A 23,625-nucleotide genomic window follows, 5' to 3' on the forward strand; every position below is an offset into this window, starting at 1 on the left:
AAATATTCCGGCGGTATAATACTGCCGGAATATTTATATCAATTCAGAATGTAATTATTGATTATTGTAAAGGTGTACATCTCTTTGTGGAAAAGGAATACCAATTCCGGCCTGATCAAGGGCTTCCTTACAGTTGATAATCAGCTCTTCATTCATAGCCCAGAAATTTTCAGTGGAAGTACTCACTCTTACCGATATATTTACAGCACTCTCTCCAAGTTCAGTTACCACTACCTGTGGAGCCGGTACTGAAAGAGCATATTGATTATTTTTTATGACCTCCAGCAGAAGATCTTTTGTTTGTCTCAGATCAGCATCATAAGCCACTCCAATGTCTATTGAGGTTCTTCTTGTACCTAATTGGGTAAAATTGGTAATACTGTTATTGGAAACCACTCCGTTAGGAATCACAATTAACTGGTTCTGCGGAGTAACCAGTCTCGTATGAAAAATATCTATAGCCTGCACAGTTCCCGAAGCTCCTGAATTCATAGAAATAAAATCTCCGATTTTAAACGGCTTTAACAACAGAATAAGTATTCCTCCGGCAAAATTTGTTAATGACCCCTGTAAAGCCAGACCTATAGCTAAACCTGCTGCCCCGATCATGGCAACGAATGCTGAGGTCTGCACTCCCAATTGAGTAACCACCACTATAAAGAGGAGAATATTGAGTCCCCAGTTAATAATATTTAAAAGGAAATGTTGTAAAGAAACTTCCATATTACGCTTTTTAAAAGCTTTTTCAACAAGTTTCTTAATCATTCTTATTAGCCAGGCGCCAATCAGATAGATCATTACTGCCGAAATTATGGCAGTGATAATTCTTGGAGCCCATGAAATTGCGGAAGATATTAAAGTATCCCAATGCTGCTGAATTTTGTTCAGTTCTAAATCATTCATTTTAAACTACTATTTTAATATTGCATATCAGTATTCCTGTGAATAGTAAAAATCAAATGAAATTGAGGGAAAGCATATATACTTTCAGAAGAAACTAACCTAAACCATTATGGTTAAAGTAAATGTTTGATGTATCAAATTAAATTGAATAGTAAAACAGGTATGATCTGTTTTTTCTCAATGCTCATTTTTGTAATCGAATTTTACTAAGAAGAAAATTGGGTTTTACAATAGCAAAGAGAATACCGAAATTTAATACAGACGAAAATAAATTTCCGAAATCCGCTCCAATTAAAAAATAAAATTAATTCAATGATCTGAATTATGGCAATTTAGAAACCAGGCTTTCCGGCAAAAGCTTTAATATATAATAGATTATTTTCCATTTAAAATCAGGGACAATAATAAAGGATCTTCCGGCATTGACTATAAAGTTTGCTACATAATCCGGCTCCATAATAAGAGATTCATTAAGCTTCAACCCTTCATTGATCTTGGTTCTGATATATCCTATTACCAAAGCATTGACAATAATGTTACGGGAGGCAAGCTCCTGTCTTAATCCTGCCAGATACTGGGTAAATGCAGCTTTTGTACTTCCGTATACGAAATTACTTTTCCTCCCTCTGACTCCGGATAATGAAGATAAGCCTACAATTCTTTCCAGGTTATTATTGCTTTCATCCATTGCAATAATGCTTAGGATAGAGACTCCTCCCATATAATTGACCTCCATCATTTGTTTTGCGTTTTTGAAATTTAGCAGTGCATTCTGATTGTCAACCAGAAAACCGGCAGCATAAACAACGATATGGGGTTTTACAGAAAGTCCTTCATAAAATTTATGATGGGAATCAAATTCTGCAGCATCAAAATATACAACTGTAATCTTTGAATGTGCCAGGTTATTTTCAAGGATAAAGTCTTCCAGTGATTTTGTATTTCTAGAGGCAGCTATTACAGAATAATCTTTGGCAATATATTGCTTAATGCATTGTTTTGCCACATCAGAATTTGCTCCCAGAATAAGAACCGTTTTATTCATATTTTGATCCATACAGCAAAGATAATTGATAAGAAATAAATTCCGGAACAAGGTCCCTTAAAAAGTAGCGGCTGGTGAACTTTGTTCACCAGCCGCTACTAATATTATTCTACTGAATTATTTTTTTTCTTCAGTTTCCGTTTCTTTTTTGTCAGCTTTATCAGCTGTTTTTGACTTGTCACCGAAGCGACTTTCAGTCATTTCCCTTGATACAGCAGCTTTTTCAAATTTCAGTTTTCCTGATAATGTTTCAATTACGAAACCATCATCCTGAACCTGGGCAATTCTTCCGTGAAGACCTGAGGTAAGAACCACTCTGGTCCCTACTTTAAGGTTTTCCTGAAAGTTTTTTTCCTGCTTTTGTTTTCTCATCTGAGGTCTTATCATCAGGAAATAGAATCCTACAAACATCACACCCATCATAATCAGCATCATAGATGATGATCCTTGTGGCTGTGCCTGTAAAAATAATGTCAACATATTTTAAAAATTATGGTTGGATGTTCGCAGTGAACGTTAATTTAATTGGGGATTTTTCTACGTTTGCAAAAACATCTGCATACTTCTGAACATTTCCATCAAAGTTTGCAGAATCGAAGTGCAATGTAATTTTTCCTTTTTTACCAGGCATGATCGGTTCTTTTGTGAAATCAGGAGCTGTACATCCGCATCCGGGCTTAACTTCAGAAATAATCAATGGATTTTTACCGGTGTTGGTAACTTCATAAACATGCTCTACTTTATCTCCTTTTTTAATATTTCCAAAATCGAAGTTGCTTTCAGACAAAGCAATAGAAGTTAAAGGTTCATTAGAAACCGGAGCAGCAGCTTCAGTTGTTAAAGTAGCAGATGAATCAGTCACTGCCGGTGCTGCAGCAACAGAGTCAGTAGTTACAGAATCAGCGCTTTGAGTTTCTTTGCTTTCTTTTTTGCAGGAAACTAAACCAAAGCCTATGATAGACAAGGCGATAATTGATAACGTCTTTTTCATTTTATATTCTATTTTGATCTTTACAATATTTATCTAAAATCCCGTTAATGAAAATATTTGAACGGTCAGTAGCAAACACTTTTGCGATTTCAATATATTCATTAATAATAACTCTTGAAGGTGTAAATGCAAAATTATCAAGTTCCGCAATTGCTGTTGATAAAATTACCTTATCCATTAAAGAAACTCTTTCCAAATCCCAGTTCTCAAGCCTTTCTTCAAGCTTTTTCTCATTATTTTCCCAATTATTCAGGGTGTCTCTCAATAATTTGGAAGCAAAAGATTTATCATCTTCGTCTTTAATCATCTTGATTAAAGTCCTGCTTTCTTCATCTTCTCTCAGGAAACCAATTGTTTTCTGAACCATTGAATTCGCAATATGAATATCATCATACCATGAAAGTTCTTTATCACCCAGGTAATCATGGAAATCATCATTTTCAGCAATATATCTTAAAAATAATTTACCAATAAATTTCTGATCTTCCTCAAAAGAATATCCATCTTCTTTCATGAAATCCTGATACCGTTTACCTGCAGTAATTCTCTGGAAAGTTTTCACCAGTAAATCATCATGCATATCCCATTTCAACTGTTTATGCTGACCTGTGAAAAACAATCTCTCAGGATTTTCCTCCAGCTTAATTAATACTTGGTTGTTGATGAATTTTTGGTTAGGATTAAGATCTGCATCGGTTTTAAGAAACTTATTTTTTCCGATTTCAATCTGGTGTTCAGCCAGTTCTTTCAACGCCACCAAAAAGTTGAGCTGATAGATATAAAGGTAATAGATTTTCTCTATTCCAGCGAACATGTTTTTCTCTAAAACATCAAATTTCACAGGGTTCTGATAGTACGAATATACGGCCTGCACTACCTTTTCACGGATTTGTCGTCTTCCTAACATTCAAAGAGCTTTTTTTATGCCTGCAAAGATACAAAATTTAAAATTGATTGAATTCGTAGTATGATGACATTTTTGTAATTTTGTAAAACTATATGAAAGCTCTAAAGACCTTAAACCCTTATTTTTGGAAACACAAAATACTATTGTTTTGGGGGGTACTATTTATCATTGCCAGTAATTTCTTCAATATTTATAAAGTTCAGTTTGTAGGTAAGTCTGTAGATGAACTTACTAAGAACGGAAATCTGGGTTTTAATCAGCAGGTTCTTATTTATGTAGCTATTATTGTTGGCTGCTCACTGCTCACTGGTTTTTTTACTTTTATGATGAGACAAACCATTATTGTTGCTTCGAGAAGGATTGAGTATGAACTTAAAAATAAAATCTACAGGCATTATCAGGATTTATCCCTGACCGATTATAAACAAACAACTATAGGCGATTTAATGAACAGACTCAGTGAAGATGTAGTTGCTGTAAGGATGTATCTGGGCCCGGGAGTTATGTATGTAGCCAACCTTATCGTTCTCGTTCTGATTACCGCTATTTATATGGTAAAAACTGATGCTTCAATGACCTTATGGACCTTATTGCCGCTTCCCATTTTATCTTATGCAATTTATAAAGTAAGTTCCATTATCAATAAGAAGTCGAAGATCATGCAGAAAAGCCAGTCTGCTATTTCAACTTTTGTACAGGATAGCTTTTCCGGAATCCGTGTCGTTAAATTTTTCGCCAGAGAAAAATATATTGAACGAAATTATGGGATTAAGGTAACCGATTATCAGAACAAAGCATTGGATCTGGCAAAAACAGAAGCATATTTCTTTACTATTATTTTATTTGTTATCGGATTGCTGAATGTAGCCATCATCTGGATCGGGGGACAAAAATACATTGCAGGGCAATTAAGCATAGGTAAAATTGCAGATTTCTTCATGTATATCAACACCCTGATTTTTCCATTCTCTATGGTAGGCTGGGTAACTTCAGTAAACCAGCGTGCTGAAGCTTCTATGCAAAGAATCAATGAATTTTTGGATAAAAAATCGGAAATTATTAATGTAAATTTTGAAAATTACCCCATCAAAGGAGATATTGAATTCAGAAATGTTTCGTATGTATATCCTAATACAGGCATCAAAGCATTGGATAATTTAAGTTTCACAATCAAAGCAGGCCAGTCTCTAGCCATCATGGGCAAAACAGGAAGCGGAAAATCCACTATAGCCTTGCTTTTGTGCCGCTTAATTGACCCAACAGAAGGAGAAATATTAATAGATGGCAAAAATCTTAAAGAGCACAATCTGGACAATTACAGAAATTTTATTGGATATATTCCCCAGGAAAGCTATTTATTCTCCGATTCTATTGAAAATAATATTGGTTTTGCAATTGATCATCCCTCTCATGAAAAAGTAATAGAATATGCACGAATTGCAGACGTCCATAAAAATATCATTGAATTTAAAGATCAATATAAAACACTCGTAGGTGAACGTGGGGTTATGCTTTCAGGAGGTCAAAAACAGAGGATCTGTATCGCCAGAGCGTTAATAAAAGACCCCAACATCATCATTTTTGATGATTCTTTGTCAGCTTTAGATACAGAAACGGAACAGAATATTCTTGAAAATATTGACCGGAAAATAAGGAATGCAACGTCCATAATTATCACACACAGAGAGTCTAGCGCTCAAAAAGCAGACCAGATTATCAACCTTACAGAAATTGCCAATTCTGTAACCGCATAGCTGTTTCTTTCTCAATTGTTAAATAAATCATAAAAAAAATTTTGTGATTAAAAGAATTCTTTTATATTTGTTCTTAACAAGATTAAAAAATATCTAACAATGAGTGAATACAAGGAACGCCATGAAAATGAGATTTTCACGAAGGTGTTAAAAGCAGGAAGAAGAACTTATTTCTTTGATGTGCGCGAGACGAAAGCAGGAGATTATTATCTTACAATTACTGAGAGTAAGAAGAATTTCGGAGAGAATGGAGAAGCTACATTCGAGAAGCATAAAATTTATCTTTATAAAGAAGATTTTAAAAGTTTCCAGGAGATGTTTAATGAGTCCACAGATTTCATCATTAATGAAAAGGGTGAGGATGTAATTTCAGAAAAACATGACAAAGACTTCAAAAGCAGATCATATACAATAGATTCTGACGACGAGGTTTAAAAAAAGAATATCTAAAAACACAAGCATCTGAAAAAGATGCTTTTTTTTATGTACTGAAAGCAAAAAACTAATCAGTAAGCAAGAAAAATTCCTAATATTTTTTAGAAGATCATAATCGATTTCCGGGTTATAAAATGTGGGTAAAAGGTGTTCCTAAGAAATAAAAAACAGGATTATATTCCGTGCTGAAGACATAAAATAAAAAAGTACACTTCAAAAAAGTGTACTTTTATTTGGGTGGATGATGGGTCTCGAACCCACGACCTTCGGAACCACAATCCGACGCTCTAACCAACTGAGCTACAACCACCGTTTTTCTGAGTGCAAATATAGGACATTTTCCTCAACTACCAAACAATTCCGTCAAAATTTTTCAAAGAAATTAACTTTTCAGATGTAAAGCCCTCAGCATAAGTAACTCCCGATAACCGCCCTAAATCCTGAGCACGGTAGGTCAGGCTTTCATAAAAGTCTTTTGTGGTAATCGGAGTCTCAGGTTCTGTAGAAGTAGGATCATAAAACTGGGTTTTATAAGCCATACATGACGCAATTTTTTTATCAAGGAATTCTGAAATATCAATTACGAATTCCGGTTTAATATCCTTCCATTGTATATAATGAAAAACATGTTTAGGTCTCCATACTTCCTGAATTTCTCCCTCCAGTACTGTTTCAATTTTTCTTAATCCGGATAAAAAGCACGCATCCGATACTAATTTCGCTCCTTTTGCATGATCCGGATGTCTGTCATCAATTGCATTGGCTAAAACGATTTCCGGACGGTATTTGCGAATCATTTTTACAATCTTTATCTGATATTCTTCAGAATTGACCAGAAAGCCATCTTTCATTCCCAGATTTTCTCTTGCAGAAAGCCCCAGGATCTGGGCAGCATCAGCGGCCTCTGCCTTTCTTGTTTCGTCAGTTCCTCTGGTACCCAGCTCTCCTCTGGTAAGATCAACGACAACACATTTTTTCCCTTCAGAAACCATTTTGGCTATAGTTCCTCCACATCCTAATTCTACATCATCAGGATGTGCTCCAAAAGCAAGTATATCAGTTTTCATAAATTCAAAGATAAGCTTAAAACAAAAACTTCCCAAACACAGAGAATGGGAAGTTTTAATATTTATAATTTAAAATTTAAATTACTTGTTGATTTCTGCATTCAATTTTACAGCATCCTCATAAGTAGGATCAAGCTGTAAAGATTTAGCAACATAGTCTTTTGCTTTTGCAACATCAGAATCTTTACTCATATATGCTACTGCAAAGTAAGCATAAGCAAGGGTTTGTTTGTTAGCTTCCTGATCTGCAGGTTTTACTGTACTGATGAACTTTTCATAAGCAATTTTTGCTGCTTCATTATTTCCTGCCTGCTGGTAAGAATATCCCTGACTGTAATATGCCGGTGCCCAATCTGGCAGAAGAGCAATCATTTTTTGCCATGTAAGAATAGCGCCACTCCAGTTTTTAGCATCCTGGTAAGCTGTAGCTAATTTAAACAGAGCATCAGAGTCCTGATTGTTAGCCGCAACCTGCTTTTTCAATGCTTCAATAGTTGGATTAGTTGGTCCTTTGTCTGCATCAGCCTGAGAAGCCCCGCCTCCGCCAGCTATATTGGCAAGTTCCATATCCCATTTCATTGTTTCATCTTTAGCAGCTTTGGCAATAGCAATTTTTTGCTGAGATTCAGCCATTAAAGCAGATTTTTTAGCAGCATCAGTTTCAGTTTTTGCTAATCCAGCAGCAATAAGACCCTGTAACCCCTGGTCAGCAGGCTGTACTCTTGTTTTTTCTGCCTGAGAAACAAAAGTATCCATATTTTGTTTTGCTTCTGCATAGTTTCCATCTGCATATGATTGATAAGCTCTCAGTTTGAATTTAATAGGATCTTCAATTTTATCGAAAATCTTATCCAAAACAGCTTTAGAATTTACATAATCTTCATTTGTAAAATATAGCTTAGCAATTTCCAGTTGAGTATAAGGATCTTCATCAGCATATTTTGTATAGTTGATAAGATCTTGTGTTGCTTTTGCATTTTGCTGATATCTGATATCATAACCTGCAAGTGCTTTATATGCCGGAGCATACGTAGGATCTACCCCTATTGCTTTATCTATATTTTGCTTAGCCTGTTGCCACTGTTGAGCAGCCATCCATAATGTAGCCATTCTTGTGTAAACAGACGCTTTATTTTTAGCTACCGGTAATGCTTTATCATAGGCAGACATAGCCTCACCCGGCATTCTCTTCAATCTGTAAGCATCCCCTAATGTATAATAGTAATGAGCAGGAACTCCTTTTTTCTCTGCTTTTTCAATTGCTTTAGTTAAGTATTGAATCGCAAGATCAGGTGAACTGTTTTTTTCAAATAAAGTCAAAGCTTCAGCAGCTCTGAATAATACTTCTGCATCCTTTTCTCTGGAGTCAGTAACTACTTTCTGGATTTCAGCAACAGCGCCTTTATCTCCTTTTCCTAATTTTACAGCTGCTAAACCTATTTTATTAAGGTAGCTTTTACTGTCAGCTGCTAAACCTTTGTTAAAGCTTTCAGTAGCTTTAGCATAATCAGGTTCACCCTGTCTTAAGAAAGTATTTCCTAAATAGAAATAATTATCAGCACTTGGTTCTTTCGCAACCATTTCTGTGAAATTGGTTTTTGCCTGAGCAAATTTATCACTGTCTATACTGTTGATACCATCCTGCAGCGTCTGTGCAGAGGCAAAGCCGGCAAAAAATACCACAGCTGCTCCAAAAGCAACCTTCTTTACATTCATAATCATTATATCTTTCATTTTATATTTCTAATATTTCGAGTTATATTCTACACAATTTTCAGACCAAAATTGTATTTTTTAATCAGGTATATTAAGACTTTAATATTTTTTAACGCATTTGTACTTCTCTTCTATATAGATTGTAAGGCTGCAAGCCTTCTTTTTGAACGATTTTTTGGCCTAAATGTGTGCAGGAGAATCTCATAAAGCCATTAGCAATATTAAAATTGCCTTCATTAGCTAAAAAATACAGTACCCGCGTGAAAGGATATTTCATCGTACGAAGTCCTTCAAAATCCGGATTATATTGCTTCCCTTTTTCTACAACCGGAAGTACTTTTACCATATCCCTAAGCTTCTCGGAAGCTTTATCATAGGGACGGCTAAAAGTATTAAGACCTATTACTCCTATTTTTCCCGGATATTTTCCCAGCTCTTCAATAATATTCTGGTTACCCGGAATAATAGAAAACTGAAGATCCTTTGGCTGCTTTTTAAGCTTTTCAGCAACAAAATTCAGATTACTGGAATTTGTACCGTCAAAAATGAATTCTTTTTTGTCTGACAAAAGTCCTTCATTGATCTCTTCTATTGAAATACTTTCTTTAGGAGAATCCTTAGGAACTACAAAAACTACAGCATCTGCTGCAAATTTTGCAGGAAGGAATTTAAGATCTGTGCGGTCCTCGTACGTTTTTATTTCTTCCGGAGAAAGATTTCTTGACATTACCACAACCTTTGCCTTATCGTTCAGCAGGTCAAGGAAACCAAGATCTTCTTTTTTAGTTACGACTTTAATCCGTGTTTCGGGATAATTGATCATATAGCCATCTGCTAAAGCTTCTGTAACACTTTGAAAAGATTCGTCAGTAAAAATTGTCAGATCACCTTTATTATAAGACGGAGATTTCTCTTCCTTTTTGCAGCCAACAAGTATAATACTTAAAATAAAAGCAACTGCAATCTTAAAACTATTCTTCATCCCTAGATTTTTTAATCTTTGAAACAGCTCTGTATATTCTGAATATTCCATAAATAATCAGAACGATACCCAATGCATAAGCAATGGCAGGCTCCAAAATTGTAAAAAAGAATTTATAGATAATTACTACAATTCCTAAAACGATATAAAACAATCCCGTAACCAGGGATAACCAATTGAACATCATGTAACAAAAATACCAAAAAAAATAAAAAGAGAAGCATATGCTTCTCTTTTTATTTATATTCTGAATAAATAATTCTAATTATTCAAAGTTCATTGTAAATGGTACACTATAGTAAGATCTAACGCTTTCTCCATTTCTCTTAGCCGGAGTCCACTTTTTAAGTTTCTTAACTACACGCACTGCCTCATTATTAAAGTCGCTGTTCGGAGATTTCTCTTCAATAACAACATTAGAAACAGTTCCATCTTTTTCTACAACGAATTTAAGCTTCGCTTTAAGAGTACCTTCACCTCCTTCCATCAAAGAAGTATCAAAGTTATCTCCTAAGAATTTTCTTAGAGCACCCATTCCTCCAGGATATTCTGCAGACTGGTCTACATCTTTATAGATTTCGTTAGGATTATTCGCTTTCACTTCTACTGTACTTGCTTTTGTTCCGGTAGATGGTGGTGGTGGTGGTGGCGTATAAGCCGGAGCTTTTACCCCTTCCTGATTCTGTAAACCGGTTGTTGTTTCCAGCTGTTTAGAAATCGGTGGTGGTGGAGTTTCAATTTTAGGAGCTTTAACAGGCTCCGGAACAACGTTTTGGATAACCTCAATTTTCTCCTCTTCTTTTGGAGGTGGAGGTGGTGGAGGTGGTTCTTCTTCTTTAGGCTGCTCAATAATCGGATCTTCTTCGATGATATCAACAAGATCTGCCTTCACTTCCTGTTTAGGCGGAGCTGTAAGATTTTTAATCGTAAGATAGATGAACGGAGACAAAGCTGCTAAAAGAAACAAAGCTGTTCCAATTATAAAAGATTTTGTCAGAAGTCTCGGATACTGATGTCTAAGATCATAGGCACCATATTCCTTGTTTCTATTTTCAAATACGATCTCGTCTAAGGTAAGATTCTGACCGTATACATTTTCATCTGCCATAGTAGATATAACAATTTTATAGTTAAATTACTTTGTAGCAGCCGGCGCAGCAGCACCACCTACTTTCTTTTCGTAAATAGTCTTCTCCCAAGGCTTGATATCAGTAACACCGTACTGCTCACTTTTGGTAATTGCCATTTCGTCAAGAATATCAACAAAGTTCTTATATACAGCATCGTCAGTCGGCTTAATGATCACTGTAAATTTACTTTGATCTGCAGCTCTAGATTTTGCCTGCTGAATTACTTTTCTAATACCTTCTCTATCAAGAGTAGTTTCCATAAGATTCTGGTCATTTAAGGAAGTTGGATCCTGTTGGTGCCAGAATACTCTGTTATCTTTTCCTAATAAGATAGAAATTGAGTTAGAAAGTTTAATTTCTGTTGGAGGAGGTTTCGGCTGATCCTTTTTAGGTTTAGCCGGAAGACCTAAGTCCATAACATTCGGTTTACTGAATGTAGTTGTGAACATAAAGAAGGTAATCAATAGAAAACCCAAGTCCACCATCGGAGTCATATCAACTCTGGTACTCTGTTTCTTGGAACGTACCTTGCCGCCTTTGCCGCTCTTTTCCTGTACTTGTACTTCTGCCATTTCTATCGATATTATTCGTTAGGTTTACCTTCTTGTGATGTAATCAACCAAAATTTAAGAAAATCAATATCTCTTAAACCTTCAAACAGGCTTTTAACTTTAGGGTACTGAGTTGTAACGTCACCTTTAATAGCTAACTTATAGTCAGGGTTAACACTTAAACTTTCTTTTACCCAATCAATTAATTGCTTATTTGTACTGTCCATAGGAATACCTGTCGGACTCTTATAATTTTTCTGCTCATCTTCTGGCAAATCCAGATATCCTTTAAGCTGGTTCATTGGAACTCCAACAGCCTGAACTTTCTGGAATGCTGCTTTTTGATTATTATCAAAAGTAATTCCATACTTTTGACCCATTTTATCCAAAAGAGCAACTCTTTCTGATGCATTTTCTACTGGCTGGAAATAGAATTTTCCGTCCGGAGTAGCATTGATAGTCATTAAACTAGCATCAGGAAGTAATTTTTCCGAAATTGAAGATGGCGGTTTAATCTGCTCCACGTCAGGTTTTTTAAACTGAGTGGTCAAGATAAAGAACGTAAGGAGTAGGAACGCAACGTCACACATTGCAGTCATGTCCGTAATTACTCCATGTCTTTTTGGTTTGACTCTCGCCATTATTATAAAATATTTTTAATTAAACTTCTTTTAATTGCAATGCAAATTCCCTGCTAATTCTTAGTTGAATTCAGCAAAAGACTGCTGGATACTCATAGAGATCTCATCGATCTTGTAAGTTAATCCGTCAATTTTAGATGTAAAGAAGTTATATAGGATAATAGCGATTGCTGAAGTACCAATACCTAATGCCGTGTTAATCAAGGCTTCAGAGATACCAGTAGATAGAGCAGCAGCATCCGGAGTACCTCCTCCTGAACCTAAAGCGAAGAATGCCTTGATCATCCCGATTACCGTTCCTAAAAGTGCTACTAACGTTGCAACAGTTCCTAAAGTAGAAAGGATCATCATGTTTTTCTCAAGCATTGGCATCTCAAGAGTTGTAGCTTCTTCGATAGCTTTGTTAAGAGCTACCATTTTCTGCTCTTTATTTAATGTATTATCGTGAGCAAGTGCTTTGTAAGTAGTAAGACCTTCTTTAACTACGTTACCTACAGAACCTTGTTGTCTGTCGCACTCTTCGATAGCTTCATCAATTTTGTTTTGGTTTAGTAAGCTTCTTACCTGTACCACGAAGTTGTCTAAGTTTCCTTTTCCAGCAGCTTTACCAAGAACGAAATATCTTTCAAAAGAGAAAACGATTACCGTGATCATGAAAGTAATCAAGATTGGTACAATAACCCCTCCTTTGTAGATAATACCTAAGAACGATTCTGGGTGAATGTCTTTTCCTTCAACGCTTGAAAAAGCTACAGACCCGCTTCCTAGTTTATCAGCATCCTTGAAGTTTCCTGGGCTACCAAGAACGAATAAATAAATACAAACTCCTATAGCAAATAGAATAGGAATAATAACAGCTGGATTTAAACCTCCCGCTTTTCTAGCAACTACTTGCTCATCATTTTTTGAAACATTCATTTCCATATTTAACTAAATTATATTGTTTTAAAATTTTACAGGGTGTAAATTAAAGGCAAAATTAATTAAAATGCAAGAGTCTGAATTAAACATTTTGCTTTTTTTTAATAAAGAAAAATTAATACGATTTTAATATAATAATTATTCTTAAATATTTTATTTATTTTTTCCAAATTTAACATTTAGGTTAAAAAATCAAAAAAATTAGACCCCCATTTTTTTTAATTTCCCAATGTTAATTTTTTTTTAAATTACGATATTCACAATACGGTGAGGGACTACAATGATTTTTTTAGGGGTTTTACCCTCCAAAATCTGTTGCATTTTCTCGTTTGAAATCACCAAATCTTCTACTTCCTTAGCAGATAATTGAGCAGAAAGAGAAATTTTGAACTTCATTTTACCGTTTACGCTTACCGGATATTCAATTTCATCCTCGATCAGATAATCTTCATTTAATGCAGGAAACTTCTCGAATTCGATAGATGTGCCATGTCCTGATAAGCTCCACAATTCTTCACAGATGTGAGGTGCATATGGAGAAATGATAACGGCCAACGGCTCTAAAATATTGCGTTTATTGCATTTTAATTTCTGAAGCTCATTTACAGCAATCATAAAAGATGATACAGAGGTATTGAAAGAGAAGTTTTCAATATCATATACCACCTTCTTTATTAAGGTATGTAAAACTTTGTATTCTGCTTTTGTTGGTTCTTCGTCTGAAACTTCGAATACGTCCTCGTTGAAATACAGGTTCCAGAATTTCTTAAGGAAGCCGTATACCCCGCTAAGCCCCTGTGTATTCCAAGGCTTCGATTGCTCCAATGGTCCTAAGAACATTTCATATAATCTCAATCCGTCAGCTCCGTACTCTTCACAGATATCGTCTGGATTTACTACATTATATTTAGACTTGGACATTTTTTCCACTTCACGGTCCGTGATGTATTTTCCATCTTCCAAAATAAATTCAGCATCAGTAAAATCCGGTCTCCATAATTTGAATGCCTCAGTATCTAACTCATCAGAAGTTCCTTTTAATAAGGATACATCTACATGGATCTGTTGGGTCTGATATTGACCAGCTAAATTTTTAGATACATAAGTATTCGTACCATCAATTCTGTAAACAAATGCGCTCATCCCTAAAATCATCCCCTGATTGATCAGTTTCTGGAATGGTTCATCATGGTTGATCCAGCCTCTGTCCTTTAAGAACATATTCCAGAAGCGGGAGTATAATAAATGTCCGGTTGCGTGCTCACTGCCTCCTATATACAGATCTACCTGTCCCCAATAGGCTGCCCGTTCTTTTTTAACGAAAACCTCATCATCATCCGGATCCATATATCTAAGGAAATACCATGAACTTCCAGCCCATCCCGGCATTGTAGATAGTTCTAATGGAAATACAGCTTTATCATCAATCAAATCTGTAGATACTACTTTCTGGTTCACTTCATCCCATGCGAAATTCTTTGCATTTCCTAATGGCGGATCCCCATCTTCTGTTGGTAAATATTTTTCAACTTCAGGAAGCTCCAATGGTAAAGCAGAAGTCGGCAACGTGTATGGCATCCCATCCTTATAATATATAGGAACAGGCTCTCCCCAATAACGCTGTCTTGAGAAAATAGCGTCACGCTGTCTGTAGTTTGTTGTTCCATGACCGATTCGTCTGGTTCCGATCTCTGAAATTATTTTTGCTTTTGCATCACTATAATTCAATCCGTTCAGGAAATCTGAATTTACACAAACGGAATCTTTGGAATCAAAAGATTTCTCCTGAACATCTTCTTCAGTCTCTACAACTTTTTTAATCTCAAGATTAAATTTCTTGGCAAATCTGTGGTCACGCTCATCATGTGCCGGAACTGCCATTACTGCTCCTGTTCCATATCCCATCAACACATAGTCGGAAATATAGATCGGCATTTTTTCATTGCTGAATGGATTGATCGCATAACTTCCGGTGAAAGCTCCGCTCACGTTTTTCACGTCAGACATTCTGTCTCTCTCCGTTTTCTTGGATGTTTCTTCAATATAAGTATCTACTTCTACTTTTTGAGCATCTGTCGTAATTGTTTCCACTAAAGGATTTTCCGGGGCCAATACCATAAAGGTTGCTCCAAAGATAGTGTCAGGTCTTGTTGTAAATACCTCAACAGTCTCGTCATGTCCTTCTACTTTGAACTGAACCTGTGCTCCCTGAGATTTCCCGATCCAGTATTCCTGGGAATCTTTCAAAGGCTGTGGCCAGTCCAATGTATTAAGTCCTTGTAACAATCTTTCAGAATATGCAGAAATCCTCATGCTCCACTGCATCATTTTTTTCTGGAATACAGGAAAGCCTCCTCTTTCAGATTTTCCATCTTTTACCTCATCATTTGCCAATACTGTTCCTAAAGCAGGACACCAGTTCACCGTTGTTTCAGCTCTGTACGCAAGGCGGTAATTTAATAAGATATCTTCTTTATCCAGATCGGAAGCAGTCTTCCATTCTTCTGCGGTAAAGTTAAGTTCATCATTTTGATTGGCATTTAAACCTTCTGTCCCCTTTTCTTCAAATTGTTTGATCAGGGTTTCTATAGGCTCAGCTTTATCTGTATTTTTATTATACCAGGAATGGAACAATTGGATAAAAATCCATTGTGTCCATTTATAATATGAAGAATCAGAAGTTCTCACTTCCCTGCTCCAGTCAAAAGAAAATCCTATTTTTTTTAACTGTTCTTCATATCTGTTTATATTTTGCTCTGTTGTGATTGCCGGATGCTGTCCTGTCTGGATTGCATACTGTTCAGCAGGAAGCCCAAAGCTGTCGTACCCTACCGGATGGAGAACGTTAAACCCCTGATGTCTTTTATACCTTGCATAAATATCCGATGCAATATATCCAAGGGGATGGCCTACGTGAAGCCCGGCTCCGGATGGATACGGAAACATATCGAGTACATAAAATTTAGGTTTATCTGTATTGTCTGAGGTTTTATAGGTTTGATTTTCCTCCCAGTATTTCTGCCACTTTTTTTCTATCTGCTGATGATCGTAAAACACTTTATAAATATGTTATATGTTAGACTTTAATATTAAATGCTTATTCTTTTAAACAAGATCCACAAAATTAATGATTTTAAAAGAAATAAACTTTAATTTATGATTAATCCCTGCTTTCTCACAAAAACAAAAATCTCATCGCGGGATGAGATCTGTTTATATCTTGACGTATACTTATTATTGTTATTGGACAATTCTTTTAAAAGTATAGGTTCTTGTTTTAAATACAGTCGGATCCTGAGTTTCTTCTCTTACGGCAAGGTTGAGCGTAGTATCATCAAGGCTGATCACCTTTGCATTGGCAGGCTCCACAATTCCCTGATATTTGATCTGTACAGCCTTGCTGTCTTTATCATAGGTATAAGTGAAATTTTTATCTGAAGCGATAGCACATTGCCCGGTTGTTACATTTTCATCCCAATCGGTTCTTTTTCCTTTAACATCAGTATTGAATCTCCATCGGGATTCTTTCTGACAGGTTGAATAAGTAATCACATCCGAAACCGGCTGTTCATCCACCTCCACAGTGGTAACCACCTCTTTTATCGGTTGCCAGACTCCTACAAGTGGCGCCTCCATGACATTATCGTTGTCATCATTACATCCGGTAGCTACCAATAATGATAACCCTGTAAATAGTAGTGCTAATTTCTTCATAGATCAATTTTTTCAAGCGCTAAAATTATAATTTTTTTGATTTATATTACTATTTTTTGTAAAAAATTATTTCGTTACCCTTTATTTATACATTTTGTTATAGGTCTATTCCTCATATTCTCTTTATTTAACAAATAATGACTTCATGAAAAACCCTTCCATTTTATTAAAAAAGTTATTTTTGTAACAAAGAAAAAAAATGCAAGATATAACGAAAAACAATTTTGATTTCATCCGTGTTCTCCTTGCTTTCATTGTCTTTGTAGGACATTTGGGAGCGTTAAGTCAATCCGATAAGCTTTATTTTTTAACCCACAGCCCGGTAGAAGTTGCCGTTTTTTCGTTTTTCATTGTCAGTGGCTTTCTGATCGCAAGAAGTTATGAAAGATCATCCAGCTTAAAAAGTTATGCAAAAAAAAGGTTTAACAGAATTGTTCCCGCTTATCTTCTGGTCGTATTTCTCTGTGCCATTCTATTAAGCCTCGTAAGCACGCAATCCTTTTCTGAATACTTCAGCAATACCCAGGTTTACAAATACCTGTTCTGGAATTCGCTGTTTATGAATTTTAAGGCGCCGTGGCTACCGGGAGTATTTGGTAATCAGGCCGTAAACGGAGCCTTATGGACGTTAAAGATAGAAATGTGCTTTTATATTGCTGTTCCATTTATATTCTTATTATTTGGAAAAAATAATAAATACAGAAATATCAGTCTTATTATCCTTTATTTTTTATCCCTGATCTTTCTCAATTATTTTGAAATGACCGGAAGAGCTTCTATATCAAGACAATTACCAGGATCATTATGTTATTTTATTGGCGGAATGCTGCTGTATTTTAATTTTGATAAATTTATCCGGTACAAGCATCCCCTATTTATTATTGCCATAATCACAGTATGGGCAGATCTGATTTTTAATATCAAGCTGCTTTCTCCCATGATGATCAGCATCATTGTCCTTTATATTGCCTATTCTTTCAAATTCCTTAATAACTTTGGGAAATACGGAGATTTCACTTATGGAATTTATATATTCCACTTTCCTATTATCAGGGTTTTCCAGACCTTAGGACTCTTTGAAGATTACAACCCTTATGTAATGAGTATAATTTGTATGCTGGTGGTGATTGGTGTCGGAATATCCTCCTGGCACTTTTATGAAAAAAGATTTTTATAATTTTGAATATATTTAAAACATAAATGAAAGACCTTGTCTCCATCATCACTCCTTGTTATAATTCCGCTGAATTCATAGAGGAAACCATACAATCTGTTCTCAGTCAAACTTATGAAAACTGGGAATGGCTGATTACCGATGACCTTTCCCAAGACAATACTATCGATATTATCAGAAAGTATAACGATCCGAGAATCAAACTCCAGATCCTGGAGAAAAACGGTGGCGCAGGAAATGCCAGGAATAAAAGTCTTGAAAGAGCTCAGGGAAGATATATTGCATTTCTTGATTCTGATGATTACTGGTATCCCGAATATTTAGAAGTAATGACCTCTTATATGGAAGAACACAATGCAGAACTTGTTTACTGCAATTATTCCAGATGCAATGAACAACTACAACCTATATTGAAAGATTTTATTGCAGATAAAACTGTTACATTTTCAAACCTTCTGAAAACCTGCAGACTGGCTCCTGTTTCAACAATGTATGATACCAAAAGAGTCGGTAAATTTTTATTCCCTGTAAAAAGTAAACGTGAAGATCATGTCATGTGGCTGAACCTCTTAAAAGTAGTTCCTGAAGGAATGCCTATCAACAAAACAATGGCAAAGTACAGAATGCGTGAAAACAGTGTTTCCAGAAAGAAAAAAAATATCATTAAAGATCAATATCTTGTATATAAGGATTTCATGGGCTTCTCCACGGTAAAATCATTATACTATACTGCCAATTGGGCACTTAACGGATTTTTAAAATATTCGAAAATTTTTAATTAATGGAATATTCAAAAGAATTCAAGGCAGCACTCAGCGCTTTTTCAGGAGCAGAAAAGGATAAACTTATTTTCAGACTCCTCAAAAAAGATAAACTCCTGTCAAAAAAACTATATTTTGAACTTATTGATCCGGAGACTACTGATGATAAAAGGAATGCAATGGAAGAAATTGTTGCTGAAAAGGTTCTCTTAGCTTCAGAATACGTTAGCAATCCTCAATATTTCCTGAGCAGTATCAGAAAAATAAGCGCAGAAATTACCGAACATGTAAAGATCACAACAGATAAATTCGGAGATGTTTCTCTTAACTTATTACTAGTCAATGCTGTTCTGGAACATAATAATGACCTCAGCAGACAGCGGTTTGACAATGTTTACAAATTATATATCTACATCATCAATAAAATATTTAAATCCTTAGTTCTGGTTAAGAAACTTGACGAAGATTACTGGATGGAAATCGATGAGATCTTAAATAAAATTCAAAAAAAAATTCACAGCAACCATTACCTCCAAAAGCTTTGTACCAACAATGGGCTTGATATGAAATGGCTTGAATGCAACAGCATTCCGGAGAATATTGAAGGGATCATAAAAGAAATGAAAAAACAGGGGTATTTACGATAGAATTTTCTTCAGAATCATCCCGGTAGAATCAGGTTTTTCATCAACAAATTTTGCTGCATTCTGGGACATCGCCCTCAGTTCTTCTTTATTATCTTCATTGGCAAGGAATAAAACAAAGTCTGCAGCCACGTATTCATCTGTAAAAGATTTTCCTCCGTTCTGGTCAATCAATCCGTCTGCCTCAGGATTCTTTTTATAATGATTTCCGAAAATAACAGGTACACCAAATGTTGCCGCCTCAAGAATATTATGCAGTCCGGCATCATGAAATCCTCCTCCGACAACAGCTATATCCGCATAGGAGTATAGTTTGGATAACAACCCGATACTATCTATAATAAGCAATTGATTATCAGAAGATGAAAACGAAGAATTCTGAATTTCACTATAAAGAACGGCATCAGGGAAAATATTTTTTAAATGCTCTACTCTTTTCAGGTCATGAGGAGCTATAATGATTTTCAAATAAGGATTTTTCCTGTACACTATTTCTGCAATTTTCTCCTCAGCCTGCCAGGAACTTCCAAAGACAATGGTTTTGATATTTCCGGTAAATTCTTCGATATGATCCACATGGTTATCCCTTAATCTAATCTGTTTCACCCTATCAAATCTTGTATCCCCGGTTACAGAAGATTTTATCAGCCCCACACTTTTCGCAAGTGCCAGAGAAAATTGTGTCTGGTGGAAAAACCAATCCACATTATTCTGTAGCTGTTTTACAAACCATTTTCCATAAGAGGTAAAGAAAGACTGCCTTTCATAAAACAAGGCAGATATTACATAGATCTTTGTACCCTGTTTTTTCAGCTCCGTCAGCAAATTATACCAGTAATCATACTTCACCGTAAAAAATAGTTCTGTATCAAACTGGGAAATAAACTCTTTAACAGTCTTTTTTTTATCAAAAGGAAGATAACAGATCACATCAGCAATATTCTTTTTTTTTATTACATTCTCATACCCCGAAGGTGAAAAAAAGGTTACCAGGATTTTAGAATCCGGTCTGCTTTCTTTAAGCTTTTCCAAAACAGGCAGCCCCTGTTCATATTCTCCAAGACTTGCAGCATGCATCCAGATCACCTTATCCGACGTTGAAAATGAAGCTTTAACCTTAGCCAAAGATTGCTTTCTTCCTTCAACTCCTTTTTTAGTTTTATCATTAATCAATGAAAAAATCTTCATCCCGAAGATGAGAAGATTGATAAATGTATTATACAGAAAAGCCATCCTGATGGTGTTGATTAATCAGATTTAGAGTACTCTTTTAAGCACTCTCAGTTTGTGTGTATGATTGTTGACTTCTTTATTAAATATTCCTGTGGAATCCAGTGTATCAATCCTTACCTTTCCTGAAGCATGGATAATTTTCTGATTCTCCAGCATTATTCCGACATGGGTAATTTTCCCTTCAGTATTTTCAAAAAAAGCCAGATCTCCAGGCTGTGCTTCCTCTACAAATGTCAGTGCCTCTCCTATTTCAGCCTGTTGCGAAGCGTCTCTTGGCAATTTAATATCATGAACTTTATATACCAGCTGTGTAAAACCGGAACAGTCCACGGCAAAAAAGCTCTTACCTCCCCACAGATAAGGTACATTAAGGAATTCTTTAGCAGTCAGAGCAATACTTTCACGTATATCATGACTTCTTTTAGAGGCAACAACAGGAAACTCCACTTCGGAACCCATTGACAACAAAGTTTTTCCATCATTCATCAGTACGGAAGAAAAATCCTCGGTAACGACTGTAACCTTTCTGCCGGCTAGCTGTTCATCCGTTACAGGTTTTATTTGTTTTGTATCCATCCACCCTTCATATCCGTCATAATGCATTTTTATTTTAGTCCAGTTTTTATTAACCTCTAAAATATCAGCACTTTCGCCAAATAATATTTCTGTAACAATTTCTGCCCTGTCAGAATTTTCTGCACGAACCGGTGCTACCGTAACAATACAAACTCCTTTATTCATTGATTAAAATTCAAAGATTCAATGATTTAAAAATTAAAGACCAGATTATAAAAATCTCCGATTATTTAATTTTTTAAATCTTAATTATTTCCTTCTAAGGAAATTTACTCCATCACGCAAAGGTAGAATAAGATTTTCAAAATCTTCATCTTTTGCTGCTAAATCATTTAATTCTTTAATAGACTGTGTGGACTTCAATTTTGGGTTTTCTTCCAATACTTTTCCGTACCACAGTACATTATCAAACATAATGACAGATCCTGACCGGGTTCTCGGCTTAATCAGCTTAAAATATTCCGCATAATTTTCCTTATCTGCATCTACAAATACCAGATCAAAAAATTCATCTGTTTCTTTAAGGAATTGTTTTGCATCCTGAAGTTTAAAAATAATCTTATCCGAATATTCACTTTCTTCAAAATATTTTTTTGGAAGATAAGCCAGATCTTCATTTACATCCAGGGTTGTAATTTTTCCGTCTTTGCCAAGACCTGCTGCCAGACATAATGTTGCATACCCAGTAAATGTACCTATTTCCAATACATTTTTAGGCTGCATCATCTGTGAAATAATGGTTAAAAGTCTTCCCTGCTGATATCCTGAAATCATATGAGGCTGTGTCGTCTTTTGATACGTTTCTCTCCTCAGTTTTTTTAGAATTTCTGACTCTGAAGAGGCGTGTGCCTCTAAATACCTGTCCATTTCAGGGTTTTTCTCTTCAAAAAAACTCATAAATTTTAATTTAAACAAATTTAAGAATTTTAAAATTCCTTTTTAATTATTATATATTATATCATTAAAAAAGAGAGATCCTCTCTCTCTTTTCTAAAAGTATGTTTCTACATATTAATATGCAATACAGTATTCTCCCGGTGAACCACATACCCACCCCGGGCAACAATCAGCAGTTACCTGACAAATTATCTGCGGATTACATGTTCTGATAGCACCTTGCACACTTTTCATCTGTTCTCTTGAAAGCTTTTGTAAATTTTTCATAATTATTTTGTTTTAATGCAACTTCCTACTCTTTAAGATTTTCGGATTACTCTGTATTTATTTCCTTTAACGGAGACTTAAATATACGCATTATTTTCATATTCAACCATATAGAATAAAAACAAGTAATAAGAAAAAATAAGATGAGAAAAACCGTTATATCGGGAAAACCCCATATAAAATACCGGAAAAATACGGATGGTATTTTTGTGGTATCTGTTTTAATTTTGCATTGAGAGTAAAGGGGTAAAAACACTAAGAGAACATAATGAAAGCGGAAGAAAAACAAACTAGCCATGAGAATCACAAGAACACATTACCAAAAGGTAAAGGTTCTTCTGCTAAAAAAAACAAAACCGAAATCTCCAATTCATTTTTGCAACGAATTATTTCTTTATTGAAAAAGGAAGAATTAGTTTGAAAAATAAAATCCCGAAGAATTCTTCGGGATTTTATTTTAGATGTATGTTTACATTTATTTCTTTACCGGAGCAATATCCATCAGCTTCATAAACTCATCAAGTTTAGGCATAATGATAATTTCCGTTCTTCTTTTCTCTGCTCTTCCGGAAACACTCATATTTGTTGCTTTAGGATTGTATTCTGAACGTCCTCCTGCTGTAATTCTTGAAGGATCTACTCCAAATTGCGTTTGAAGTACTTTAGCCACTGCAGTTCCTCTTAACGCGGAAAGATCCCAGTTGTCTCTAGGGAGATTTGCAGAGTTTAGTGGTGCATTATCCGTATTCCCTTCAATTAATACAGAATACTTATCGTAATCGTTAATTACTTTTGCTACCTTCCCTAACACTTCCTGAGCTGCAGGCAAGATATTATAATCTCCTGTTTTATACAACATTTTATCTGAAAGAGAGATCATTACGACTCCTTTCAACACTTTTACCTGAACATCTTCATCTGATACATTATCTAAAGATCTCTTAAGTTTATTAGATAAGGCAAGATTCAGACTGTCATTTTTCGCATTGCTTGAAATCAGCTGTTTAATGTATGAATTTGAAGCGTTGATTTCACCAACAAGTTTATCAATGTTAGCAGAACTTTTTCCAGTATTGGAAAGACACGCATCCAATGATGACTTTAAAGCATCGTGCTGGCTTTTTAATAGGTTATTTTCCCCTGCCAATGCAGAATTCTGAGATTTCAGATCCTGAATTTCCCTTTGTCTTTCTCCGATATTTTCAATACACTGTTTGTAGTTTGTGCTCAACGCATCATATTGCTTCTTGCTTACACAAGATGTCATTCCCAGTGCCATTGCAGAAACTGCTAAAATTTTTAAAATCTTCATAAAT

The 23,625-nt window shown here is 35.4% G+C and carries 26 protein-coding genes and 1 tRNA gene; 6 read left to right on the top strand and 21 right to left on the bottom strand.

Annotation, left to right across the window (positions count from 1 at the left end; all coding sequences use genetic code 11):
- Window positions 1-54: 54 nt before the first annotated feature.
- From DRF59_RS11655 to DRF59_RS11675, 5 genes are all read right to left on the bottom strand, one after another.
- Window positions 55-903 (bottom strand): mechanosensitive ion channel family protein, encoded by an 849-nt coding sequence (locus DRF59_RS11655; protein WP_115959962.1) that lies wholly within the window; start codon window positions 901-903, stop codon window positions 55-57.
- A gap of 322 nt (window positions 904-1,225) precedes the next feature.
- The gene (locus tag DRF59_RS11660) at window positions 1,226-1,948 is read right to left on the bottom strand and encodes an SDR family NAD(P)-dependent oxidoreductase (RefSeq protein WP_241505573.1); all 723 of its coding nucleotides are present in this window, start codon (window positions 1,946-1,948) and stop codon (window positions 1,226-1,228) included.
- Window positions 1,949-2,065: 117 nt separating this feature from the next.
- Entirely contained in the window at window positions 2,066-2,428 is a 363-nt protein-coding gene (gene yajC / locus DRF59_RS11665) for a preprotein translocase subunit YajC (protein ID WP_115959968.1), read from the bottom strand.
- A gap of 10 nt (window positions 2,429-2,438) precedes the next feature.
- Window positions 2,439-2,939 (bottom strand): DUF1573 domain-containing protein, encoded by a 501-nt coding sequence (locus DRF59_RS11670; RefSeq protein WP_115959971.1) that lies wholly within the window; start codon window positions 2,937-2,939, stop codon window positions 2,439-2,441.
- A 1-nt stretch (window position 2,940) separates the two neighbouring features.
- The gene (locus DRF59_RS11675; RefSeq protein WP_115959974.1) at window positions 2,941-3,846 is read right to left on the bottom strand and encodes a transcription antitermination protein NusB; all 906 of its coding nucleotides are present in this window, start codon (window positions 3,844-3,846) and stop codon (window positions 2,941-2,943) included.
- A 92-nt stretch (window positions 3,847-3,938) separates the two neighbouring features.
- Here DRF59_RS11675 and DRF59_RS11680 point away from each other — a divergent pair, with 92 nt between their 5' ends.
- Together DRF59_RS11680 and DRF59_RS11685 are read left to right on the top strand one after the other, a co-directional pair.
- Complete coding sequence (locus tag DRF59_RS11680) at window positions 3,939-5,600, top strand: ABC transporter ATP-binding protein (RefSeq protein WP_115959977.1); 1,662 nt, start codon at window positions 3,939-3,941, stop codon at window positions 5,598-5,600.
- Window positions 5,601-5,699: 99 nt separating this feature from the next.
- Complete coding sequence (locus tag DRF59_RS11685; RefSeq protein WP_002976288.1) at window positions 5,700-6,035, top strand: DUF3276 family protein; 336 nt, start codon at window positions 5,700-5,702, stop codon at window positions 6,033-6,035.
- 236 nt (window positions 6,036-6,271) lie between these two features.
- Here the strand turns inward: DRF59_RS11685 and DRF59_RS11690 are convergent.
- The 11 genes from DRF59_RS11690 to DRF59_RS11740 all read right to left on the bottom strand — a co-directional run bounded on the left by DRF59_RS11690 (window position 6,272) and on the right by DRF59_RS11740 (window position 16,757).
- Window positions 6,272-6,345: transfer RNA gene (locus DRF59_RS11690), tRNA-His, on the bottom strand.
- 37 nt (window positions 6,346-6,382) lie between these two features.
- Entirely contained in the window at window positions 6,383-7,102 is a 720-nt protein-coding gene (gene bshB1, locus DRF59_RS11695) for a bacillithiol biosynthesis deacetylase BshB1 (protein ID WP_115959980.1), read from the bottom strand.
- Window positions 7,103-7,183: 81 nt separating this feature from the next.
- A complete protein-coding gene (locus DRF59_RS11700) occupies window positions 7,184-8,836 on the bottom strand; it encodes a tetratricopeptide repeat protein (RefSeq protein ID WP_115959983.1) in 1,653 nt (550 codons plus the stop codon).
- A 91-nt stretch (window positions 8,837-8,927) separates the two neighbouring features.
- The gene (locus DRF59_RS11705) at window positions 8,928-9,800 is read right to left on the bottom strand and encodes a PstS family phosphate ABC transporter substrate-binding protein (RefSeq protein WP_115959986.1); all 873 of its coding nucleotides are present in this window, start codon (window positions 9,798-9,800) and stop codon (window positions 8,928-8,930) included.
- Window positions 9,790-9,987 carry a DUF308 domain-containing protein gene (locus DRF59_RS11710; RefSeq protein WP_185144920.1) on the bottom strand — a complete coding sequence of 66 codons (198 nt, stop codon included), beginning with the start codon at window positions 9,985-9,987 and terminating at the stop codon, window positions 9,790-9,792. Before DRF59_RS11710 ends, DRF59_RS11705 begins: the two co-directional genes overlap by 11 nt.
- Before the next feature lie 78 nt (window positions 9,988-10,065).
- On the bottom strand, window positions 10,066-10,908 hold the full coding sequence (locus DRF59_RS11715) for an energy transducer TonB (RefSeq protein ID WP_115959989.1): 843 nt from the start codon (window positions 10,906-10,908) through the stop codon (window positions 10,066-10,068).
- Window positions 10,909-10,935: 27 nt separating this feature from the next.
- Window positions 10,936-11,502, bottom strand: a complete 567-nt coding sequence (locus DRF59_RS11720) for an ExbD/TolR family protein (protein ID WP_115959992.1) — start codon at window positions 11,500-11,502, stop codon at window positions 10,936-10,938.
- Between the two features lie 11 nt (window positions 11,503-11,513).
- Window positions 11,514-12,122: an ExbD/TolR family protein gene (locus DRF59_RS11725; RefSeq protein ID WP_115959995.1), complete on the bottom strand. Its 609-nt coding sequence runs from the start codon at window positions 12,120-12,122 to the stop codon at window positions 11,514-11,516.
- A 60-nt stretch (window positions 12,123-12,182) separates the two neighbouring features.
- Window positions 12,183-13,046, bottom strand: a complete 864-nt coding sequence (locus DRF59_RS11730) for a MotA/TolQ/ExbB proton channel family protein (RefSeq protein WP_066697815.1) — start codon at window positions 13,044-13,046, stop codon at window positions 12,183-12,185.
- Window positions 13,047-13,286: 240 nt separating this feature from the next.
- Complete coding sequence (leuS, locus tag DRF59_RS11735) at window positions 13,287-16,100, bottom strand: leucine--tRNA ligase (RefSeq protein ID WP_115959998.1); 2,814 nt, start codon at window positions 16,098-16,100, stop codon at window positions 13,287-13,289.
- A gap of 183 nt (window positions 16,101-16,283) precedes the next feature.
- A complete protein-coding gene (locus DRF59_RS11740; protein WP_115960001.1) occupies window positions 16,284-16,757 on the bottom strand; it encodes a lipocalin-like domain-containing protein in 474 nt (157 codons plus the stop codon).
- Between the two features lie 199 nt (window positions 16,758-16,956).
- Here DRF59_RS11740 and DRF59_RS11745 point away from each other — a divergent pair, with 199 nt between their 5' ends.
- Genes DRF59_RS11745 through DRF59_RS11755 form a run of 3 tightly spaced genes read left to right on the top strand, consistent with a single transcriptional unit; the run spans window position 16,957 to window position 19,339 of the window.
- Window positions 16,957-17,934 (top strand): acyltransferase family protein, encoded by a 978-nt coding sequence (locus DRF59_RS11745; protein WP_115960004.1) that lies wholly within the window; start codon window positions 16,957-16,959, stop codon window positions 17,932-17,934.
- Between the two features lie 23 nt (window positions 17,935-17,957).
- The gene (locus DRF59_RS11750; protein WP_115960007.1) at window positions 17,958-18,713 is read left to right on the top strand and encodes a glycosyltransferase family 2 protein; all 756 of its coding nucleotides are present in this window, start codon (window positions 17,958-17,960) and stop codon (window positions 18,711-18,713) included.
- The gene (locus DRF59_RS11755; protein WP_115960010.1) at window positions 18,713-19,339 is read left to right on the top strand and encodes a deoxyuridine 5'-triphosphate nucleotidohydrolase; all 627 of its coding nucleotides are present in this window, start codon (window positions 18,713-18,715) and stop codon (window positions 19,337-19,339) included. Before DRF59_RS11750 ends, DRF59_RS11755 begins: the two co-directional genes overlap by 1 nt.
- On the opposite strand, the gene DRF59_RS11760 is transcribed toward DRF59_RS11755, so the two are convergent.
- The 4 genes from DRF59_RS11760 to DRF59_RS11775 form a co-directional block, all read right to left on the bottom strand.
- Complete coding sequence (locus DRF59_RS11760; protein WP_115960013.1) at window positions 19,331-20,569, bottom strand: 3-deoxy-D-manno-octulosonic acid transferase; 1,239 nt, start codon at window positions 20,567-20,569, stop codon at window positions 19,331-19,333. The genes DRF59_RS11755 and DRF59_RS11760 overlap by 9 nt on opposite strands.
- Window positions 20,570-20,593: 24 nt before the next feature.
- A complete protein-coding gene (locus DRF59_RS11765) occupies window positions 20,594-21,310 on the bottom strand; it encodes a C40 family peptidase (RefSeq protein ID WP_115960016.1) in 717 nt (238 codons plus the stop codon).
- Between the two features lie 84 nt (window positions 21,311-21,394).
- Window positions 21,395-22,042: an O-methyltransferase gene (locus DRF59_RS11770; protein ID WP_115960019.1), complete on the bottom strand. Its 648-nt coding sequence runs from the start codon at window positions 22,040-22,042 to the stop codon at window positions 21,395-21,397.
- A 114-nt stretch (window positions 22,043-22,156) separates the two neighbouring features.
- Window positions 22,157-22,309, bottom strand: a complete 153-nt coding sequence (locus DRF59_RS11775) for a CCPGW family putative bacteriocin (protein WP_115960022.1) — start codon at window positions 22,307-22,309, stop codon at window positions 22,157-22,159.
- Between the two features lie 268 nt (window positions 22,310-22,577).
- Between DRF59_RS11775 and DRF59_RS20785 the strand changes: the two genes are divergently transcribed.
- Complete coding sequence (locus DRF59_RS20785; protein ID WP_157967453.1) at window positions 22,578-22,730, top strand: hypothetical protein; 153 nt, start codon at window positions 22,578-22,580, stop codon at window positions 22,728-22,730.
- A 54-nt stretch (window positions 22,731-22,784) separates the two neighbouring features.
- On the opposite strand, the gene DRF59_RS11780 is transcribed toward DRF59_RS20785, so the two are convergent.
- Complete coding sequence (locus DRF59_RS11780) at window positions 22,785-23,621, bottom strand: OmpA family protein (protein ID WP_115960025.1); 837 nt, start codon at window positions 23,619-23,621, stop codon at window positions 22,785-22,787.
- Window positions 23,622-23,625 lie beyond the last annotated feature (4 nt).

It is taken from the genome of Chryseobacterium flavum (genome assembly GCF_003385595.1).
Classification (GTDB): Bacteria; Bacteroidota; Bacteroidia; order Flavobacteriales; family Weeksellaceae; genus Chryseobacterium; species Chryseobacterium flavum.

Excerpts from the sequence above, each read along its gene's own strand:
- DRF59_RS11765 (WP_115960016.1), bottom strand. The coding sequence starts at position 21,310 with ATGAATAAAGGAGTTTGTATTGTTACGGTAGCACCGGTTCGTGCAGAA.
- DRF59_RS11705 (WP_115959986.1), bottom strand. The coding sequence starts at position 9,800 with ATGAAGAATAGTTTTAAGATTGCAGTTGCTTTTATTTTAAGTATTATA.
- DRF59_RS11745 (WP_115960004.1), top strand. The coding sequence starts at position 16,957 with ATGCAAGATATAACGAAAAACAATTTTGATTTCATCCGTGTTCTCCTT.
- DRF59_RS11740 (WP_115960001.1), bottom strand. The coding sequence starts at position 16,757 with ATGAAGAAATTAGCACTACTATTTACAGGGTTATCATTATTGGTAGCT.
- DRF59_RS11760 (WP_115960013.1), bottom strand. The coding sequence starts at position 20,569 with ATGGCTTTTCTGTATAATACATTTATCAATCTTCTCATCTTCGGGATG.
- DRF59_RS11655 (WP_115959962.1), bottom strand. The coding sequence starts at position 903 with ATGAATGATTTAGAACTGAACAAAATTCAGCAGCATTGGGATACTTTA.
- DRF59_RS11670 (WP_115959971.1), bottom strand. The coding sequence starts at position 2,939 with ATGAAAAAGACGTTATCAATTATCGCCTTGTCTATCATAGGCTTTGGT.
- DRF59_RS11710 (WP_185144920.1), bottom strand. The coding sequence starts at position 9,987 with ATGATGTTCAATTGGTTATCCCTGGTTACGGGATTGTTTTATATCGTT.
- yajC (WP_115959968.1), bottom strand. The coding sequence starts at position 2,428 with ATGTTGACATTATTTTTACAGGCACAGCCACAAGGATCATCATCTATG.
- DRF59_RS20785 (WP_157967453.1), top strand. The coding sequence starts at position 22,578 with ATGAAAGCGGAAGAAAAACAAACTAGCCATGAGAATCACAAGAACACA.
- DRF59_RS11770 (WP_115960019.1), bottom strand. The coding sequence starts at position 22,042 with ATGAGTTTTTTTGAAGAGAAAAACCCTGAAATGGACAGGTATTTAGAG.
- DRF59_RS11775 (WP_115960022.1), bottom strand. The coding sequence starts at position 22,309 with ATGAAAAATTTACAAAAGCTTTCAAGAGAACAGATGAAAAGTGTGCAA.
- DRF59_RS11680 (WP_115959977.1), top strand. The coding sequence starts at position 3,939 with ATGAAAGCTCTAAAGACCTTAAACCCTTATTTTTGGAAACACAAAATA.
- bshB1 (WP_115959980.1), bottom strand. The coding sequence starts at position 7,102 with ATGAAAACTGATATACTTGCTTTTGGAGCACATCCTGATGATGTAGAA.
- DRF59_RS11725 (WP_115959995.1), bottom strand. The coding sequence starts at position 12,122 with ATGGCGAGAGTCAAACCAAAAAGACATGGAGTAATTACGGACATGACT.
- DRF59_RS11675 (WP_115959974.1), bottom strand. The coding sequence starts at position 3,846 with ATGTTAGGAAGACGACAAATCCGTGAAAAGGTAGTGCAGGCCGTATAT.
- DRF59_RS11715 (WP_115959989.1), bottom strand. The coding sequence starts at position 10,908 with ATGGCAGATGAAAATGTATACGGTCAGAATCTTACCTTAGACGAGATC.
- DRF59_RS11730 (WP_066697815.1), bottom strand. The coding sequence starts at position 13,046 with ATGGAAATGAATGTTTCAAAAAATGATGAGCAAGTAGTTGCTAGAAAA.
- DRF59_RS11780 (WP_115960025.1), bottom strand. The coding sequence starts at position 23,621 with ATGAAGATTTTAAAAATTTTAGCAGTTTCTGCAATGGCACTGGGAATG.
- DRF59_RS11720 (WP_115959992.1), bottom strand. The coding sequence starts at position 11,502 with ATGGCAGAAGTACAAGTACAGGAAAAGAGCGGCAAAGGCGGCAAGGTA.
- DRF59_RS11660 (WP_241505573.1), bottom strand. The coding sequence starts at position 1,948 with ATGAATAAAACGGTTCTTATTCTGGGAGCAAATTCTGATGTGGCAAAA.
- DRF59_RS11700 (WP_115959983.1), bottom strand. The coding sequence starts at position 8,836 with ATGAAAGATATAATGATTATGAATGTAAAGAAGGTTGCTTTTGGAGCA.
- DRF59_RS11750 (WP_115960007.1), top strand. The coding sequence starts at position 17,958 with ATGAAAGACCTTGTCTCCATCATCACTCCTTGTTATAATTCCGCTGAA.
- DRF59_RS11685 (WP_002976288.1), top strand. The coding sequence starts at position 5,700 with ATGAGTGAATACAAGGAACGCCATGAAAATGAGATTTTCACGAAGGTG.
- DRF59_RS11755 (WP_115960010.1), top strand. The coding sequence starts at position 18,713 with ATGGAATATTCAAAAGAATTCAAGGCAGCACTCAGCGCTTTTTCAGGA.